The sequence below is a fragment of the Actinophytocola oryzae genome (genome assembly GCF_004364325.1).
GTDB classification, from domain to species: Bacteria; Actinomycetota; Actinomycetes; order Mycobacteriales; family Pseudonocardiaceae; genus Actinophytocola; species Actinophytocola oryzae.
The window spans coordinates 24,110-38,625 of record NZ_SOCP01000037.1; the positions used below are offsets into that span (position 1 = coordinate 24,110).

16 protein-coding genes are annotated in these 14,516 nt (G+C 71.6%); 10 read left to right on the forward strand and 6 right to left on the reverse strand.

Translation table 11 applies throughout. The annotated features are described in order from the left end of the window. Window positions 1–34: 34 nt before the first annotated feature. Entirely contained in the window at window positions 35–601 is a 567-nt protein-coding gene (locus tag CLV71_RS46935; RefSeq protein ID WP_133909491.1) for a TetR/AcrR family transcriptional regulator, read from the forward strand. Between the two features lie 64 nt (window positions 602–665). Here the strand turns inward: CLV71_RS46935 and CLV71_RS46940 are convergent, their stop codons facing one another. Next, complete coding sequence (locus CLV71_RS46940; protein ID WP_133909474.1) at window positions 666–1,448, reverse strand: DeoR/GlpR family DNA-binding transcription regulator; 783 nt, start codon at window positions 1,446–1,448, stop codon at window positions 666–668. Between the two features lie 44 nt (window positions 1,449–1,492). Next, on the reverse strand, window positions 1,493–2,491 hold the full coding sequence (locus tag CLV71_RS46945) for an NADPH:quinone oxidoreductase family protein (protein ID WP_133909475.1): 999 nt from the start codon (window positions 2,489–2,491) through the stop codon (window positions 1,493–1,495). Window positions 2,492–2,600: 109 nt separating this feature from the next. Here CLV71_RS46945 and CLV71_RS46950 point away from each other — a divergent pair, with 109 nt between their 5' ends. The 8 genes from CLV71_RS46950 to CLV71_RS46985 all read left to right on the forward strand — a co-directional run bounded on the left by CLV71_RS46950 (window position 2,601) and on the right by CLV71_RS46985 (window position 7,776). After that, window positions 2,601–3,209, forward strand: a complete 609-nt coding sequence (locus CLV71_RS46950) for a TetR/AcrR family transcriptional regulator (protein ID WP_133909476.1) — start codon at window positions 2,601–2,603, stop codon at window positions 3,207–3,209. 38 nt (window positions 3,210–3,247) lie between these two features. Continuing rightward, complete coding sequence (locus CLV71_RS46955) at window positions 3,248–3,592, forward strand: toxin-antitoxin system YwqK family antitoxin (protein ID WP_133909477.1); 345 nt, start codon at window positions 3,248–3,250, stop codon at window positions 3,590–3,592. A gap of 62 nt (window positions 3,593–3,654) precedes the next feature. Then, complete coding sequence (locus tag CLV71_RS46960) at window positions 3,655–4,557, forward strand: ROK family protein (protein WP_133909478.1); 903 nt, start codon at window positions 3,655–3,657, stop codon at window positions 4,555–4,557. Next, entirely contained in the window at window positions 4,554–5,465 is a 912-nt protein-coding gene (locus CLV71_RS46965; RefSeq protein ID WP_133909479.1) for a 1-phosphofructokinase family hexose kinase, read from the forward strand. The genes CLV71_RS46960 and CLV71_RS46965 overlap by 4 nt, the downstream gene beginning before the upstream one ends. Beyond that, complete coding sequence (locus tag CLV71_RS46970; RefSeq protein WP_133909480.1) at window positions 5,446–6,276, forward strand: class II fructose-bisphosphate aldolase; 831 nt, start codon at window positions 5,446–5,448, stop codon at window positions 6,274–6,276. The genes CLV71_RS46965 and CLV71_RS46970 overlap by 20 nt, the downstream gene beginning before the upstream one ends. A 33-nt stretch (window positions 6,277–6,309) precedes the next feature. Then, complete coding sequence (locus CLV71_RS46975) at window positions 6,310–6,618, forward strand: ArsR/SmtB family transcription factor (RefSeq protein ID WP_133909481.1); 309 nt, start codon at window positions 6,310–6,312, stop codon at window positions 6,616–6,618. Beyond that, window positions 6,611–7,498, forward strand: coding sequence for an SRPBCC family protein (locus CLV71_RS46980; protein WP_133909482.1), 888 nt, complete (start codon window positions 6,611–6,613; stop codon window positions 7,496–7,498). Before CLV71_RS46975 ends, CLV71_RS46980 begins: the two co-directional genes overlap by 8 nt. 65 nt (window positions 7,499–7,563) lie before the next feature. Then, the gene (locus tag CLV71_RS46985; RefSeq protein ID WP_133909483.1) at window positions 7,564–7,776 is read left to right on the forward strand and encodes a TOBE domain-containing protein; all 213 of its coding nucleotides are present in this window, start codon (window positions 7,564–7,566) and stop codon (window positions 7,774–7,776) included. Between the two features lie 37 nt (window positions 7,777–7,813). Here CLV71_RS46985 and CLV71_RS46990 read toward each other — a convergent pair whose 3' ends face one another. From CLV71_RS46990 to CLV71_RS47005, 4 genes are all read right to left on the reverse strand, one after another. Next, window positions 7,814–9,061 carry an aspartate aminotransferase family protein gene (locus tag CLV71_RS46990; RefSeq protein WP_133909484.1) on the reverse strand — a complete coding sequence of 416 codons (1,248 nt, stop codon included), beginning with the start codon at window positions 9,059–9,061 and terminating at the stop codon, window positions 7,814–7,816. A gap of 87 nt (window positions 9,062–9,148) precedes the next feature. Continuing rightward, window positions 9,149–9,769 (reverse strand): MBL fold metallo-hydrolase, encoded by a 621-nt coding sequence (locus tag CLV71_RS46995; RefSeq protein WP_133909485.1) that lies wholly within the window; start codon window positions 9,767–9,769, stop codon window positions 9,149–9,151. Continuing rightward, the gene (locus tag CLV71_RS47000; protein WP_133909486.1) at window positions 9,769–10,854 is read right to left on the reverse strand and encodes an S-(hydroxymethyl)mycothiol dehydrogenase; all 1,086 of its coding nucleotides are present in this window, start codon (window positions 10,852–10,854) and stop codon (window positions 9,769–9,771) included. Before CLV71_RS47000 ends, CLV71_RS46995 begins: the two co-directional genes overlap by 1 nt. 235 nt (window positions 10,855–11,089) lie before the next feature. Then, entirely contained in the window at window positions 11,090–13,615 is a 2,526-nt protein-coding gene (locus CLV71_RS47005) for a bifunctional FO biosynthesis protein CofGH (RefSeq protein WP_481735412.1), read from the reverse strand. A 281-nt stretch (window positions 13,616–13,896) separates the two neighbouring features. On the opposite strand from CLV71_RS47005, the gene CLV71_RS47010 reads away from it, so the two are divergent. After that, on the forward strand, window positions 13,897–14,418 hold the full coding sequence (locus tag CLV71_RS47010; RefSeq protein WP_133909488.1) for a CGNR zinc finger domain-containing protein: 522 nt from the start codon (window positions 13,897–13,899) through the stop codon (window positions 14,416–14,418). Window positions 14,419–14,516: the final 98 nt, after the last annotated feature.

The following is a 14,516-nucleotide window of genomic DNA, read 5'->3' on the forward strand; positions in this document are numbered from 1 at the left end:
GCCGGAGGTGCGTCCCGACGCGGCCCGCCGGCTGATGGCGGCCGCCGTCGAGTCGTTCGCGAGTCGTGGCTACCACGCCACGACGACCCGCGACATCGCGACGGCGGCCGGCATGTCCCCTGCCGCGCTGTACGTGCACTTCCCGGCCAAGTCGGCGGTGCTGTTCGCGATCAGCCGCAGCGGCCACGAACGCACGCTGCAGATGGTCAGGACCACCATGGCCGAACACGACGACCCGGTCGACGCGATGCGTGTCCTGGTCGAGCGTTTCGTCGCCTGGCACGCGAAACGCCACATGATCGCGCGGGTCGTGCAGCACGAGCTGGACGCGTTGACGCCGGAGGACCACCAGGTGGTGCTGGAACTGCGGCGGGCGACCGAGAACCTGGTCCGCGACCTGGTCACCTCGGGCGTCGACGCGGGGGTATTCACGGTGCCGGACGTGCGCATCGCCGCCCGCGCGATCCTCTCGCTCGGCATCGACGTGGCCCGCTGGTACTCCCCCACGAGCAAGCCGGCTCCCGAGGTCCTCGGCAAGCAGTACGCAGAGCTGGTGCTGAGCATGCTCGGCCATGGTGTCCGACGCCGGGAACCGCACTGAAGGACGCCTTCCTTACGCTGGGCGTTACGAAGGACGCCTTCAGTGCGTTCGGCCGGGGGTCGGGCTAGACCTGTTGGACCGTCACGCCTTCGGTTTCGAAGGCGGCTACGACCTCGTCCGTGGCCGTGGTGTCGGTGATCAGCGTGTCGATGGCCGACACCGGGCAGATGCGGGCGAAGGCGTGCCCGCCGAGCTTGGAGCTGTCGGCCGTCACGACCACGCGGCGGGCACGGTCCACCATCAGGCGGTTGATGCTCGCCTCGCCCTCGTGGTGGGCGTAGGCACCGCGGGTGGGGTCCACGGCGTCCACGCCGAGGAACACGACGTCCATCGTGATCTCGTCCAGGATGTGGGTGGCGAGCGGACCGCTCAGCTCGAACGACGCCGGTCGCGCCACACCACCGGTCACGACGATCTTGACGTGCGGCCGGACCGCCAGCTCCGACGCGATGTTCAACGCGTTCGTCACCACGGTCACCGTCGGTTCCTCCGCGCCGTTCAGCTCCGGGCGCATCGCCAGCGCGCGGGCCACCTCGGTCGTCGTGGTGCCGCCGTTCAGGCCGACCACGCTCCCCCGCGCGACCATGGCCGCAGCGCTCCGGCCGATGCGTTCCTTCTCCGAGGCGTGGCGGGCCGTCTTGTAGCGCAGCGGCAGGTCGTAGGCCACGTTGTTGGCGACCGCCCCGCCGCGTGTCCTGGTGAGCAGCTGTTGTTCGGCGAGGTGGTCGAGGTCGCGGCGGACCGTCGCGGCCGACACCGCCAGCTCCCCGGCGAGGTCGTCGACGTCGACCCTGCCGCGCTGGCCGAGCAGGTCCAGCAGGGTGCTCAGCCGCTCGTATCGATCCACAGGGTGCAATCTAAACCCTGACAAGGAACCCGTTCAGCGTCTGATCACGGCAACAGCGCCAGCTTGCCGACGGTGGTCCGCGCCTCCAGCTCCGCGAACGCCTTCGGTCCGTCGGCCAGCTCGTAGGCCGTCGGCAGGCCCGGGGTGATCACGCCCGTCGCGAGCAGCTCGAACAGCCTGCCCATGACCTCGCCGAAGAGCCGCGGCGCGGCCTGGACCAGGGTGCCGATGTTCAGGCCGATGACGTGGACCTGGTGCCTGTAGACGAGGTCCCAGTTGGTGATCGTGGCCTCGCCGCCCGCCAGGCCGTAGACGACGACCCGGCCGGTGACCCGCTTGGCCACGGCGAGGCTCGCGTCGAAGGTGGCGCCGCCGACCGACTCCAGGACCAGGTCGACACCGGCGCCGTCGGTCAGCCGCAGGACGGCCGCGGCGAGGTCGGGGTCACGGGAGTCGACGACGTGGTCGGCACCCAGAGCCCGGACCACCTCGTGCTTCTCCGGCGACGCGGTGGCGACGACCGTCGCGCCGTGGTGTCTGGCCAGCCGCACCGCCGCCTGACCGGTCCCGCCCGCGGCGGCATGGACCAGCACGGTCTCACCCGGGGTGACGCCACCCAGCGTGGTGAGCGCCGCCAACGCGGTCGGCCAGTTGACGACCAGGCCCAGCGCCTGCTCGTCGGTCCAGCCCGGCGGCACCGGCAGCACGGCGGGCGCGGCCAGCACCATGTACTCGGCGAAGGCGCCGCCCGCGATGTTGGTACCGACGACGTGGGTGCCGGGCTCCGGACCGGTCACGCCCTCACCGAGGGCGACGATCTCGCCCGCGCCCTCCATGCCCGCCACGTACGGCGGTCGCGGGCCACCCGGGAAGGCGCCCCGGGCCTGTGAGACGTCGACGAAGTTGACGCCCGCGGCGGTGACCCGGACCAGGACCTCGCCCGGCCCCGGACGCGGCACCGGCGCGTCGGTGACCAGGTGCAGGTCCCGAGGACCGTCGAGCGACGCCTGGCGCAGGGCACGCATGGTCGGGGGAACGCTCACGAGTGTCGACTCCTTTGTTTATCGAATGACCAACAAACAGTGTCACCACCGAGCAGCACAGTCAAGGTAAACTTGATCGAACGGCAAACAAGCAGGGAGACGCGTACCGGTGGCAACCAGAGGCAGGCCCCGCTCCTTCGACCCGGACACCGCCCTGCGCACGGCACTGGACCTGTTCTGGGCACAGGGCTACGAGGGCACCTCGCTCAACGACCTGGCCAAGGCCATGGGGATCGCCTCGGCCAGCATCTACGCCTGCTTCGGCAGCAAGGAGGAGCTGTTCCGCAAGGTCATGGCCCTCTACGGCAGGACGTCCGGCGACCTGCCCAGGCGTGCGCTGCGTGAGCTGCCGACCGCACGCGCCGCGGTCCACGCGATGCTGCGGGCCACCGCCGAGGTGATCACCGGCCCGGACACCCCGCACTACTGCATGCTCGTGCTCACCGCCCCCACCGGCGCCGTGGAGAACCACTCGGTCCGGGAGTACCTCGCCGACCGCCGCCGCGACCAGCACACGACCATCAGGGACCGCCTCGCCCGAGGCGTCGCCGACGGCGACCTCACCGCGGCGCCCGCCACCCTCGACACCATCGCCCGCTACTACACGACCGTGGTGCAGGGCCTGTCCGTCCAGGCCCGCGACGGCGCCACCCGCGCCGAGCTGGAGACGGTCATCACCTGCGCGATGGCGGCCTGGGACACGCTCACGTCCGACTGAGCCACCTCCGGCGCACGCCGGTTTCCTACACTCCTGCCATGGCGGAGGAGCACTTCACGGACGGAACGCTCTCGGGCAAGGGCGACTACGTGGACGGTCGGCGAAGCGGATCGTGGACCTTCTACTTCAGGAACGGCCGGGTGAAGGCGGAGGGCGCCTACAAGGCAGGCGATCTCGACGGCGAGTGGGTCTGGTACCGCGAAGGCGGCGGGCTCCTGCAACGAGGTGCCCTGGTGGACGGTGCACAACACGGCCCGTGGCGCCGTTGGCACGCCAACGGCAACCTGCTGGACGAAGGCACGTACGAGGCGGGCAGGAAGACCGGCGAATGGGTCACCTACGACGAGGACGGCCGCGAGACGAAGCGCAGAACCCACCGCTGACCGCCTCCCGGCGATCGGAGGTCGGGTGTCCGGGAGTCGAGCGTACCTGCGAGGATGGTGACATGGACCGGCTCGTCGCGGCTATCGACGTGGGTGGGACGTCGATCAAGTCGGCTCTCGTGGCCGAGGACCTGCACGTGGTGCACACGCTGCGCACCCCGACCCGGCGCGTCGGCGAGGCCGTCGACGTCGCCCAGATCATCGAGCTGATCGACGAGCTGCGTGCCAAGGCCGGTGACGCCACCGTCGTCGGTGTGGGTGTCGCCGCGCCGGGCATCATCGACGAGCGGCTCGGCATGGCGCGGGCCGCGGTCAACCTCGGCTGGCGGGACCTGCCACTGCGCGGGATGCTCGCCGACGCCGCGGGCATCCCGGTCGCGCTCGGCCACGACGTGCGGACCGGCGGTCTCGCCGAGTTCACCGTCGGCGCGGCGACGGGTGTGCGCAACGCCATGTTCATGCCCATCGGCACCGGCATCGCGGCCGCGTTCCTCGTCGACGGGCACCGGCTCGACGCGGACGGCTACGCGGGCGAGATCGGGCACATCGTGGTCGACCCGGACGGCGCGGTCTGCGGGTGCGGGACGCGTGGCTGCCTGGAGACCGTCGCGTCCGCCGCGTTCATCGCCCGGCACTACGCCCAGCGCAGCGGCAGGGCCGTGACCAGGGCGGCCGACGTCGCCGCCGCGGTCGTCGCCGGTGATCCGGACGCGGTCGCCGTGTGGGCGCGGGCCATCGACGGTCTCGCCAGCGCGCTGACCACGGCGATCACGTTGCTGGCGCCGGAGGTCATCGCGATCGGCGGCGGCCTGTCGGAGTCCGGCGACACCCTGCTGATGCCGCTGCGGGAAGCCCTCGTCGGCCGGCTCGCCTTCCAGCGGGAGCCTGCCGTCGTGCGTGCCGCGCTCGGCGACAACGCCGGCTGCATCGGCGCGGGCATCCTCGCCTGGCGGGCGGCCGAATGATCCTCACCGTCACCCTCAACGCCGCTCTCGACGTGACCTACCAGGTGCCCACGCTGCGCCTCGGCGAGACGCACCGGCCGACCGCGGTGGACGTGCGGGCAGGCGGCAAGGGCCTCAACGTCGCGCGGGTGTTGCACGCGCTCGGCCACGAGACCATGGTCACCGGGCTCGTCGGTGGCGACACCGGCGCGGCGATCCGCGCGGACGTGCGGGTCTCGGGCCTGCGGGAGTCGCTGTTCGACATGGCCGGACCGTCGCGGCGGACCGTGACCATCGTGTCGGACGGCACCGCGACGGCCGTCAACGAACCCGGCCCGCCGGTGTCCATCTCGGACTGGGCGGACTTCCTCGGCGGCTACCACGCGCTGGCCGCCCGCGCGTCGTTCGTGGTGCTGTCCGGGAGCCTGCCGGGCAACCTGCCCGACGACGCGTACGCGCAGCTCGTCCGCGCCACCGGTACGCCGACGATCCTGGACGCCTCCGGCGGCCCGCTGCTCGAGGGGCTCGCCGCCCGGCCGTCCGTGGTGAAGCCGAACGCGGCCGAGCTTGCCGAGACGACCGGGCTGTCCGATCCCGTTGCCGCGGCACGGGTTCTGCTCGGACGGGGCGCGGGCGCGGTCGTCGCCTCGCTCGGCGCGGACGGGCTCGTCGCCGTGACGGAGCGCGGTTCCTGGCGGGTGCGGGTGCCGGAAGCGTTGTCCGGCAACCCGACCGGCGCGGGGGACGCGTGTGTCGCCGCCCTCGCCGCGGGGCACGCGCTCGACTGGCCCACGCGGCTCGCCGAGGCGGTGGCCGTGTCCGCGGCGGCCGTGCCGTGCCCGCTCGCGGGCGACATCGACCAGGCCACCTACGCGCGGCTGCGGCCCGCGATCACCGTGGAGGAGCTGGATGCTCACGCCAACCGCTGAGATCGTCGGCGCGGCCCGCGCTGCCGGCCGGGGCGTCGGCGCGTTCAACGTGATCCAGATCGAGCACGCCGAGGCCATCGTCGCGGGCGCGGAGCGGGCGGGCCTGCCGGTCGTGCTGCAGATCAGCGAGAACGCCGTGCGCTACCACGGGTCGCTGGAACCGTTGGGCCACGCCACGTTGGCGGTCGCCCGCGCCTCGTCCGCCCACGTGGCCGTGCACCTCGACCACGCCACCGACGTCCTCCTCGTGCGGCAGGCGGTCACGCTCGGCTTCGGGTCGGTCATGTACGACGCGTCCGTGCTGTCCTACGAGGACAACGTGAAGGCGACCGCGGCCGTCGTGCGGGACTGCCACGACCACGGCGTGTACGTCGAGGCGGAGCTGGGCGAGGTCGGCGGCAAGGACGGCGTGCACGCGCCCGGCGCCCGCACGGACCCCGCCGAGGCCGCCGAGTACGTCGGCGCCACGGGGGTCGACGCGCTCGCCGTCGCCGTCGGCACCTCCCACGCGATGCTCACCCGTGACGCGACCGTCGACTTCGGGCTGGTCGAGCGTCTCGCCGCGACCGTGCCGGTGCCGCTGGTGCTGCACGGCTCGTCCGGCGTCTCCGACGACGATCTGCGGCGCGCGGTCACCTCGGGCATGACGAAGGTGAACATCGCGACACAGCTCAACAAGTCGTTCACGGCCGCCGTCCGCTCCTACCTGGACGCGAACCCGTCCGTCGTGGACACCCGCAAGTACCTCGGCGCGGGTCGCGACGCGGTGGCCGACGAGGTGGCCCGCCTCCTGACCATCGTGGTGGGTTGACAGCGTATATGCCACGAGGGCTATATTGCTCGTATGGCATCTATGTTCGAGGTGCTGGCGGAGCCAAGCCGCCGGGAGATCCTCGACCTCCTGCGTGACGGAGAACGGCTGGTCGGCGACCTGGTCGACCGGCTGGAGCTGACGCAGCCGACCGTGTCCAAGCACCTGAAGGTGCTGCGGGGCGCGGGGTTGGTCGAGGTCCGGCAGGACGCACAGCGCCGCTGGTACCGGTTGCGCCCCGCGCCGCTCGCGGAGATCGACGAGTGGCTGGCACCTTACCGTCGCATGTGGACGAACAGCCTGGATGCCCTGGAACGTCACCTGGAGACGATGGATGACTGACGCGACCCTGAGCTATGTCAACGGAGAACCCACGCTGCGCTTCGAGCGGACGCTCAGGCACTCCCCCGCCAAGGTGTGGCGTGCGGTGACCGAGCCCGCCGAGCTGAGGCACTGGTTCCCCGCCGAGGTCGAGGTCGAGCTGCGGCCCGGTGCCCCGATGCGGTTCGTCTTCCCGGAGGAGGCGGTCGTGGAGGGCTCGTGGGACGGTGAGGTCCTCGAGGTCGACGAGCCGAAGGTGTTCATGTTCCGCTGGAACTCCGACGTCCTGCGCATCGAGCTGATCCCGGAGGCCGAGGGCTGCCGGCTGGTCTTCTCGCAGACCCTCGGTGGCGGCCGGGTCGGGCGCCTCGCCGCTGGGCGCACGGCAGCGGGCTGGGACACGTGTCTGGACCAGCTGGCCGCGCGGCTCGACGGCACCACCGCACCCGAGCAGACCGACTGGCTCGCCCGGATGGCGGGCTACGTCGAGAAGTTCGGCCTCGGCGACGGCACCGCGACGTCCACGGAGGACGGTTACGAGCTGCGCTTCTCCCGCGACCTCGTGTGGAAGCCGCCTGCCACCTCGTGGCAGTTCCTGACCGACGGTGTCGACGGCGGCATCGTCCCGCCGGGCCGGGTCGTCGACACCGAGCCACCACACGTGCTCGAGTACGAGTGGCAGGGCAGCACGGTCCGCTGGGAGTTCCGGTCCGACCCCAAGCTCGGCGAGCGTGTGGAGCTGACGCTCACCGTGCCCGCCGACCGGCGTGCGGCCGCGCTGGCCACCTGGCACCACCACATGGAGCTGTTCTTCGCCGTCACCATGGGCGACGAGGGCGCCACGTGGTCCGACGAGCGTGTCGCGGAGCTGACCGGGCGCTACGAGGCGAAGCTCGGCTGAGGTGGCGGGCACCGGCACGCGGTCATAGCCTGCGGTCGCAGGTACCGAACCGCCGGAGGAGCCACATGCGTCTGTCCACTCGAAACCAGCTGACCGGCACCGTCGCCTCGATCGACGCGGGCACGGTCATGACCGTCGTCAGGGTGACGCTCGACGGCGGCCAGCAGGTCGTCTCGTCGATCACCAGGGACGCGGCCGAGGACCTCGGGCTCGAGGTGGGCAAACCGGTCACCGTGCTGGTGAAGTCGACCGAGGTCATGCTCGGCGTCGACGACTGAGCGACGTGGGCGCCGGGAAGCCGGCGCCCACGCGGGCCTACCCGGCGGCGACGGCCTCCTGCCACAGCGTCAGCGCCTCGTCGACCTGGTCGGCGTTCACGACCAGCGGCGGGATCATGCGGACGACGTTGCCCGCCGGGCCGCACGTCAGCAGCAGCAGACCCGCGGCGGACGCCGCCTGCTGCACCCGCACCGCCGTGACGGGGTCGGGGTTGCCGTCGCCGTCCACGAACTCGCTGCCCAGCATCAGGCCGAGACCCCGGACGTCGCCGATGGCCGGTGCGTCGGCCGCCACCTTCGCCAGGCCCTCCCTCAGACGGGCGCCCTGGGTGGCCGCGTTCTCCACGAGACCCTCGGACAGGATGACGTCGAGCGTCGCGATGGCCGCCGCGCAGGCGACCGCGTTGCCGCCGTACGTGCCGCCCTGCGAGCCGGGCCACGCCTTCTCCATCAACGCCCTCGGCGCCGCGATGGCCGACAGCGGGAAGCCGCTGGCCAGGCCCTTCGCGGTGATCACGACGTCGGGACGCACGGCGAAGTGGTCGTGGCCCCAGAAGCGGCCCGTGCGGCCGAACCCGGTCTGGACCTCGTCCACCACCAGCAGGGCACCACAGCGGTCGGCACGTTCGCGAAGGCCACGCAGGAACTCCGCGGTCGCCGGCACGTAGCCGCCCTCGCCGAGGACCGGCTCGACGAAGAACGCCGCGGTGTCGGCGGGCGCGGTCAGGGTCTGCATGACGTAGTCCAGCTCACGCAGCGCGAACCGGGTCGCCTCCTCCTCGGACCAGCCGTAGCGGTACGCGGTCGGGAAGGGCGACACTACGACGCCACCCATGAGCGGCGCGAAGCCGCCGCGGAACTTGGTCGCGGACGAGGTCATCGACGCGGCGCCGACCGTACGGCCGTGGAACGCACCGTGGCACACCACGACGTTCGGCCTGCCGGTCGCCTGCCGGGACAGGCGAAGGGCCGCCTCGACCGCCTCACTGCCGGAGTTCGCGTAGAACAGGGTGTCCAGACCGGCGGGCAGCACCTCGCCGAGGCGCTCGGTCAGCGTCAGCAGCGGCCGGTGCATGACCGTCGTGTACTGGCCGTGGATCAGCCTGCCCGCCTGCTCACGCACAGCCTCGACCACGCGTGGATGGCAGTGACCGGTGCTGGTCACCCCGATGCCCGCGGTGAAGTCCAGGTAGCGACGCCCGTCCTCGCCGTAGAGGTACACACCCTCGCCGCGTTCGGCGAGTACCGGCGTCGCCTGCTTCAGGATCGGGGACAACTCGGACATCCGCCCACACCCTCTCATCGACAATCCCACGACCGCCCTCCGCACTGAAGGCGTCCTTCGTAACGCCCAGCGTAAGGAAGGCGTCCTTCAGTGCGGGGCGGTCCACTCGTCCAGGTGTGGCGCCTCCGCGCCGATCGTCGTGTCGTCGCCGTGGCCGGTGTGGACGACGGTCTCCGGCGGGAGTGTCAGCAACCGGTCACGGATCGAGTCGACGATCGTCGGGAAGTCCGAATGGGACCGTCCGGTCGCGCCGGGGCCACCCTGGAACAGGGTATCGCCGGTGAACACCACACCGAGGTCGGGCACGTGGAAGCACACCGCGCCGGGTGCGTGGCCCGGCGTGTGCAGCACACGCACCTCCGTGCCCGCCACGTCGAGGACGTCGCCGTCGGCGAGCGTGTCGGTCGGCCTGGCCTCCTCGTGGGCGAGGCGCCACAGCACGTCGTCGGCCGGGTGCAGCAGGATCGGCGCGCCGACCAGCTCCGACAACGCGGGTGCGGCGTTCACGTGGTCGTCGTGGGCGTGGGTGCAGGCGATCGCCAGCACCTCACGCTCGCCGACGGCCGCCGCGATCGCCGCCGCGTCGTGGGCGGCATCGATGACCAGCACCTGGCTGTCGTCGCCGAGCAGCCAGACGTTGTTGTCGACCTCCCAGCTGCCGCCGTCGAGGTTGAACGTGCCGGACGTGACGACCTTCTGGACCCGCATCAGAAGACCACTACCGAGCGCAGCACCTCGCCGTTGTGCATCTTGGTGAACGCCTCCTCGACCTGGTCGAGCGCGATGGTCTCGCTGACGAACCCGTCGAGGTCGAGCCTGCCCTGCTGGTAGAGGTCGACGAGGTAGGGGAAGTCACGCGAGGGCAGGCAGTCGCCGTACCAGCTGGACTTCAGCGACCCGCCACGCGAGAAGAAGTCGATCATCGGCATCTCGACGCGCATGTCCGGCGTCGGCACGCCCACCAGCACGACGGTGCCGGCGAGGTCGCGGGCGTAGAAGGCCTGCTTCCACGTCTCGGGCCGCCCGACCGCCTCGATGACGACGTCCGCGCCGAACCCGCCGGTCAGCTCCTGGACCGCCTCGACGACGTCGCCCGCGCCCGCGTTGATCGTGTGCGTGGCCCCGAAACCCTTGGCCCACTCCAGCTTCCGGTCGTCGAGGTCGATCGCGATGATCTTCGTGGCGCCCGCGATCCGCGCACCCGCGACGGCCGCGTTGCCCACACCGCCGCAACCGATCACGGCCACGCTGTCACCACGCGTGACGCCGCCGGTGTTCACGGCCGCGCCGATGCCCGCCATGATCCCGCAGCCGAGCAGCCCCACCGCGGCGGGCGACGCCGTCGGGTCGACCTTGGTGCACTGGCCACTGTGGACGAGTGTCTTCTCGACGAACGCGCCGATGCCGAGGGCGGGCGAGAGTGCCGTGCCGTCGGTCAGCGTCATCGGCTGGGCGGCGTTGAAGGTGGAGAAGCAGTACCAGGGGCGGCCACGCAGGCAGGCGCGGCACGTGCCGCAGACCGCACGCCAGTTGAGGATGACGAAGTCACCGGGCTCGAGGTCGGTGACACCGTCGCCGACCGACTCGACGACCCCGGCCGCCTCGTGCCCGAGCAGGAAGGGGTACTCGTCGTTGATGCCGCCCTCGCGGTAGTGCAGGTCGGTGTGGCACACGCCGCACGCCTGGACCTCGACCACCGCCTCACCCGGCCCGGGGTCCGGCACGACGATCGTCTCGATCTCCACCGGGGCGCCCTTGGACCTGGCGACGACACCCCGAACCTGCTGAGCCATGCGCTTTGTCCCTTCCCATGCACCAGAGCTGACAGGTACTTCTACCAGCTTCGCCGGTCAGAGTTACGTGAAGGCGCCGGTCAGTCGGGTTCGGGCACGGCCAGCCACGCCGTCCGGCGTGACCCGCTTGGCAAGCCGCGCAAACACCAGCTCCGCGCGAGGCTCGAGACCGAGGCGGCGGCAGGCGCCTGACGCTGTCCGGGGTGGGTGTCGCGCCCACCCCGGACGTCGCGGCCTACACCACCGGGAGGAGGTTCGGGCGCCAGACGCCGTCGTGGGCTCGTGCCGTGGCCAGGCGTTCGGCCGGGACCTCGCCGTACGTCGTCGTCCGCTGCCGGGAAGGGCGGCCCGCCCTGGCCGCCAGCTCCTCCAGACCGGCGATCGTCTTGTAGCTCCCGTTCTCCGACCCCGCCATGCGGCTGATGGTCTCCTCCATCAGCGTGCCGCCGAGGTCGTTCACACCGCCACGCAGTACGTCGACCACTCCCTCCTCACCGAGCTTCACCCAGGACGTCTGGATGTTGTCGATGCGGCCGTGGAGCAGCAACCGGGCCAGTGCGTGGACCGCGCGGTTCTCCAGGTGGGTCGGGCCGGGACGGGCGATGCCGGCGAGGTAGAGCGGGGCGTTGGTGTGCACGAACGGCAGGAGCACGAACTCCGAGAACCCGCCCGTCCGTGCCTGGAGGTCCCGGAGGAGCTTCAGGTGCGCGACCCAGTGCGTCGGGTTGTCCACGTGGCCGTACATCATCGTCGACGTGGTCGGCATGCCCAGCTCGTGGGCGGTGGTCACCACCTCGATCCACGCCGACGTCGGCAGCTTGCCCTTGGTCAGGACCCACCGGACGTCGTCGTCCAGGATCTCGGCCGCCGTGCCCGGGAGGGAGTCCACTCCCGCCTCCCTGGCGGCGGTCAGCCAGTCGCGGATGGACATGTTCGTCCTGGACGCGCCGTTCACGACCTCCATGGGCGAGAACGCGTGAACGTGCAGGCCAGGTGCGCGTTTCTTGACCTCGGCGGCGATGTCGAAGTACGCCGTGCCGGGCAGGTCGGGGTGGATGCCGCCCTGCATGCACACCTCGGTCGCACCGACCGACCACGCCTGGTCGGCCCGCTGACCGACCTGGTCGAGGGAGAGGGTGTAGGCGTCGCTGTCGGTGCGGCGCTGGGCGAAGGCGCAGAAGCGGCAACCCGTGTAGCAGACGTTGGTGAAGTTGATGTTCCGCGTGACCACGTAGGTGACGTCGTCGCCGACCGTGTCCCGGCGGACGGCGTCGGCCAGGGCGGCCAACGCCTCGATCTCCTGGCCCGGCTCGGCCGAGAGCAGGGTCAGCGCGTCGGCGTCGGACAGGCCTGCCGGGTCGGCCTCGGCGTGACGCAACGCGGTCGCGAACTCGCCGCGTGCCCGGGTTCCCGGCAGCGCGACGACCCGGCCGCGCAGCTCCTCCCAGTCGCCGTACACGGAGTCGAAGTCCTCGCGGCGGTCCTCGGTGCGACCGACGGTGTCGATGGACGTGTTCAGGTCGGTGCGGCCAGAGGAGACCAGCGCGACCTCCGGCTCCTGCCACGGCAGGCCCGCGATCTCGGCGTCGGGGTCGGCCAGCCCGGACGGTGCGGCCAGTGCCTCGATGTGCGGCGCCACCCGTGGGTCGATCCACGGCTCGCCGCGCGTCACGTACTCCGGGTAGATCGGGAGGCGTTCGGCCAGCTCGAAGCCCGCCGCGCTCGTGTGCCTGGCCAGCTCGTCGAGCCGGGGCCACGGGCGTTCGGGGTTCACGTGGTCGATCGTCAGCGGGGACACGCCACCCCAGTCGTCGATGCCCGCCCGCAGCAACAGCTCGTACTCCCCCGCGATCAGGTTCGGCGGCGCCTGGATGCGCATCCTCGGGCCCAGGACGAGCCGTGCCACGGCCACGGTCGCGGCCAGCTCGGCGGCCTCCACGTCCGGCATGCCGCGCATCGCGGTGTCCGGCTTCGCCCGGAAGTTCTGGATGATCACTTCCTGGATCGAGCCGTACTGGCGGGCGACCTGGCGGATGGCGAACAGCGAGTCGACGCGTTCGGCCAGGGTCTCGCCGATACCCAGCAGGATCCCGGTCGTGAACGGGACGTTCAGGCGGCCCGCGTCCTCCAGGACCCGCAGTCGGACCGCGGGTTCCTTGTCCGGTGAGCCGTAGTGCGGGCCGCCCGGTTCGGACCACAGGCGGGTGGCGGTGGTCTCGAGCATCATGCCCATCGAGGCCGACACCGGCTTGAGGCGCTGGAAGTCCTGCCAGGTCAGCACGCCGGGGTTGAGGTGGGGCAGTACGCCGGTCTCCTCCAGGATCTTGATCGAGACGGCGCGGACGTAGGACAGGGTGTCCGGGTAGCCTGCCTCCTCGAGCCAGTCGCGGGCGGCCTCCCAGCGATCCTCGGGTTTGTCGCCGAGTGTGATCAACACCTCGCGGCAGCCGGCCTCGGCGCCCTTGCGGGCGATGTCGAGCACCTCGTCCTCGGACAGGAACGCGGCGGGCAGCCTGCCGGGCACGGTCGCGAACGTGCAGTAGTGGCAGCGGTCGGCGCAGAGCCTGGTCAGCGGCACGAACACGCTGCGCGAGTACGTGATGGTCCTCGGCCGCCCCACGGCCTCCAGCCCCTGGTCACGGACCCGCGACGCCGCGTCGAACAGCGTCTCGAGCTGCTCGCCCCTGGCGTGGAGCAGCGTCTCCGCCTCGGTGGCGTCGAGCGCGGCGCCGTCCCGCGCGCGCCGCAGCGCACGCCTGATCGCCGACCCGCCGGGTACGAACCCCTCCACCACCACGAAGATCCCCTTCCCAGGTGTCCAGGCCCCCAAGCTAGCCGTGGCCCACGACATTCGCGCACGTGACGGTCATCCCAACCGCACGGGCGCGCGGATCATTCCGACGGGTTCCGCGTTCAGGAGCACCCGTGTACTGCCACAGGAGCAGCGTTGGTAGCTCACCCAGCCCTGGCTCGTGACGTGGCTCGACGTGGTTTCCCAGTGGTGTGATGCGCTCATGGCCCCCAGTCTGCTGTAATGGTCTTGTGCATCTGAACCCTTACGGCGAGGACCCCGTCCGGCTGGCGGTCGACCTGGTCAACTACCCGCCGCGCACGCCCGCCGAACTGGGCAGGCGCTGCGCCGCGACCGGTGTCGCGGTCGACGCGGTGCCGACCGCGAGTGACCTCCAGGAGGTCGAGCGGTTCCTCGCGCTGTGGCTGGGGGTGGTCGACGCCGAGTCGGCCGAGGTGCGTGCGGAGCGGCTCAACCGGCTGCTCGCCCAGTCGTCGACCCATCCCCGGCTGACCGACCACGCCGACGACGGCTGGCACCTCCACTACCGCGATCCCGACCTGCCGCTCGGAGGCGTGATCCGCGCACTGGTCAGCGTAGGGACCGCCCTGCACCTGACGGGTCGCGGCATGACCCGCCTGCGCCGGTGCGCGCTCGAGGAGTGCCGCAGCCCGTTCGGCGACTTCAGCCGGGGCGGGCGGCAGCGGTACTGCTCCCCCGCGTGCGCCAACCGCGACGCCGTGCGCCGCCACCGGGCGAAGAAGCCCGCCTAGGCGCAATGCCACTGATTTAGATCGTCTTGGCTGATCGCTTGCGGCGTGTGGGCCTGGACGGTGGCGTGATCGTGACTGCTGTCTGGGATGGGCGGCTG

Coding starts and splice junctions, on each gene's coding strand:
- CLV71_RS46935 (WP_133909491.1), top strand. CDS start 35: ATGGCGGCCGCCGTCGAGTCGTTCGCGAGTCGTGGCTACCACGCCACG.
- CLV71_RS46955 (WP_133909477.1), top strand. CDS start 3,248: ATGGCGGAGGAGCACTTCACGGACGGAACGCTCTCGGGCAAGGGCGAC.
- CLV71_RS46960 (WP_133909478.1), top strand. CDS start 3,655: ATGGACCGGCTCGTCGCGGCTATCGACGTGGGTGGGACGTCGATCAAG.
- CLV71_RS46965 (WP_133909479.1), top strand. CDS start 4,554: ATGATCCTCACCGTCACCCTCAACGCCGCTCTCGACGTGACCTACCAG.
- CLV71_RS46970 (WP_133909480.1), top strand. CDS start 5,446: ATGCTCACGCCAACCGCTGAGATCGTCGGCGCGGCCCGCGCTGCCGGC.
- CLV71_RS46975 (WP_133909481.1), top strand. CDS start 6,310: ATGGCATCTATGTTCGAGGTGCTGGCGGAGCCAAGCCGCCGGGAGATC.
- CLV71_RS46980 (WP_133909482.1), top strand. CDS start 6,611: ATGACTGACGCGACCCTGAGCTATGTCAACGGAGAACCCACGCTGCGC.
- CLV71_RS46985 (WP_133909483.1), top strand. CDS start 7,564: ATGCGTCTGTCCACTCGAAACCAGCTGACCGGCACCGTCGCCTCGATC.
- CLV71_RS46990 (WP_133909484.1), bottom strand. CDS start 9,061: ATGTCCGAGTTGTCCCCGATCCTGAAGCAGGCGACGCCGGTACTCGCC.
- CLV71_RS46995 (WP_133909485.1), bottom strand. CDS start 9,769: ATGCGGGTCCAGAAGGTCGTCACGTCCGGCACGTTCAACCTCGACGGC.
- CLV71_RS47000 (WP_133909486.1), bottom strand. CDS start 10,854: ATGGCTCAGCAGGTTCGGGGTGTCGTCGCCAGGTCCAAGGGCGCCCCG.